The organism is Synechococcus sp. H70.1, from assembly GCF_047502705.1.
Lineage (GTDB): Bacteria > Cyanobacteriota > Cyanobacteriia > Thermostichales > Thermostichaceae > Thermostichus.
The window spans coordinates 54376-56922 of record NZ_JANSIV010000014.1; the positions used below are offsets into that span (position 1 = coordinate 54376).

Consider the following 2547-nt stretch of genomic DNA (forward strand, 5'->3'; position numbering starts at 1 on the left):
GATCCAGCGCCTCGCGGAAAAACTGCGCCAGCATCGCCTGCCCCTCGCGGACTTCCTGAATCAGAACCTGTCTGTTGGACAAGGCGCAGCTCCTGCTGGGCAGCCTGCAGCTCTTGAACGGCCCGGATTAACCCCTCTTCTTGCTCTGGGGTCATCGTCAAAAAGTTCTACAGAGGATAAGAAAATCCTACCCCCCTCTCCCTTGGGGAGAGGGGCCGGGGGTGAGGGATCGGGGGTGAGGACCTCAGTACAGCGCCTCTTCTTGATGGGTAATGATGGTGCAGTCAGAAGTGGGGTAGGCCACGCAGGTCAACACATAGCCCTGCGCAATCTGATCGTCATCCAGGAAGGATTGATCACTTTGATCCACCGTGCCGCTTACCAGCTTGCCGGCACAGGTCGAACAGGCCCCGGCGCGGCAGGAGTAGGGCAGCTCGATCCCTTGCTCCTCCGCCACATCCAGAATGTACTCGTCGTCCGGCACATCGATGGTAACGTCCAAGCCCCGCTCTTCGTTGATCAACCGAACTTTGTAGACAGCCATCCTGCTTGGGTCTCCAGAAAAAACGTCCACTCCTCATCCTGCCACCCTTCTGCCCCGGATCAAGCACCCTTTTGCCAGGAAATAGGCAAATCTTCTGGTTTTCTGGGGGCAAAGCGTCAACCCCCCGCCCCCAGACCGCGCTGTATCCCCCTGGATCCCAACTTTTCTTGAAAAAAGGGCAAGACTTGTCAACCTGGGCAGATCTGCCTGTATGATTTACGGAGTAACCAGAGCAAGCGCTGACACAAGCGCGCGTGCGTCTCCCGCCCGAACGGCAAGCCCCTAGCCTCATCAGTTGCTTTGGGCCAGTCAATCGGGTAAGTTAAGGGAAGTGTTCAGCCGAACCCTACTTTTTTGGTTAAGAGGAGAAAAATGAACGGAACAATCCAGAAGTGGCTGCTAAAGTCACTGGGTTCTTTGACCCTAGCGTCTGCCGTGATACTTGTGCCGGTAATCCTGACGGGCTGCGGCGAAGATAGCTCTGGCCCGGCAGTGCCTGTGCCGCCCCCACCGCCGCCGGCCCCTCCGGCTCCCCCGGCCCCGCCGCCAACTCCCACGCCAACCCCACGTCCCTCGGGAACGGTTAACGTCACTCCTGAGAGCAACATCAGCCAGATCATCGCTTCCTCTGACCCGGCTCAGCCTCTTACCATCGTTCTCCAGCCGGGTGTTTACCGCCAGAACATTGTCATCAACCGCAGCAACGTTACGGTGCGCGGCGCAACTGGCAATGTGGGCGATGCCATCGTGGTGGGTGCAGCTACCGGCGCTCCCGTGCAAGTGACCAACAATGCCAGCGGCGTTGTCCTGGAGAACTTCAGCATTCTCAACACCCGCTCTTTGGAACCCATTGAGTACGGCATTAATGCCGAAGGCGCCACCGAAGTTACCGTTACCGGCGTCGATATTGTTCTCTTTCCAACGGTAACCCCTCCGGCTTCTCGCGGGGTAGCCATTGGCTTTGGCTCAGCGGCTGCCGGCACCACCTCCAAGAACCTGACAGTAACCCGCTCTAACCTGTTTGTGGCTGGCGCGGGCAGCTCGGCAGGCATCCGCATTGCCGGCGACAACGCGGGCATCAACCTGCGGGTGGAGACCAACAACATCTTCTTGGGCTACGGAGCTGCCCCCAACATCCCAACTCAACTGATCAACCCTGCGGCGCAGGATGTGGGTGCCGGCTCTGCCGCCATCTTCATCGAGCCGGCAGTGACGGGGCTGAGCCTGACTTTTGCCGGCAACACCATTACCCCAACAGCGGCGGCGGCCAACGTCTACGCCATTCGTGACGACCGCGGCAGCGGCTTGAGCGCGGCTGAGCGGCGGGCCATTGTGGCGGCAGGCAGCGGCCTTGCCTTCAACAGCAACACCAGCAACGTCTATCTCTCCCTCACCCGCGCCATTGCCGAAGCGGCCGGCCCCAACCCGACGGTGACGGCAGGCCCGGGTTCCTTCACGGCAGAAGGTGAGATTGTGATCCCTGTTGACAGGCCCGGCCTGACGCTGAACTCCCTCGACGGCACGAGCACGCTGCGCAACGTCAAGATCTTGGCCAACGACGCCACCCTGGGGGGAACGGAGGGCAACGGCTTCCGGATTACGGGCACCTTGGGCCGCGACCCCGACGCGGGTGGCCCGGCGGTGGACTACCAGGTGGGCATTGGTGAGTGCGACCTAGCCAACCAAGGGGCGCGCAACGTAGAAGTTTCCTTCAACGACTTCGCACGGCCCACGCAGGCCGACACCTACGTCTCTGTCCAAGTCTGCGACTTCTCGCAGGCCGATATCCACAAGAACCTGCTGCGCGGCTACACGGTTGCCGGCGTGCACGTGGTGTCGGCGGAGCCTGCCACGGTCACCATCCGCGAGAACCGCTTTGAGGCTTCCATCAACAGCCCCTTCTTCATCGCCGACATTGTGGATCGGCAGACCCAGGCTTCGGGCAACCTCTCGCCCTTTGCCAAGGCCTCGGTGACGGGCAACGTCTTCAACCAACCGCCCGA

At 61.0% G+C, this 2547-nt stretch carries 2 protein-coding genes; one reads left to right on the forward strand and one right to left on the reverse strand.

What is annotated here, in order from left to right:
- Positions 1–244 precede the first annotated feature (244 nt).
- The gene (locus NW827_RS01075) at positions 245–544 is read right to left on the reverse strand and encodes a ferredoxin (RefSeq protein WP_414360687.1); all 300 of its coding nucleotides are present in this window, start codon (positions 542–544) and stop codon (positions 245–247) included.
- 372 nt (positions 545–916) lie between these two features.
- Here NW827_RS01075 and NW827_RS01080 point away from each other — a divergent pair.
- Positions 917–2547 (forward strand): hypothetical protein (locus tag NW827_RS01080; protein ID WP_414503231.1); only part of this gene is annotated, 1631 nt, incomplete at its 3' end.

What these genes read in the sequence shown, in the direction of transcription:
- NW827_RS01075 (WP_414360687.1), bottom strand. Translation starts at nt 544, where the DNA reads ATGGCTGTCTACAAAGTTCGGTTGATCAACGAAGAGCGGGGCTTGGAC.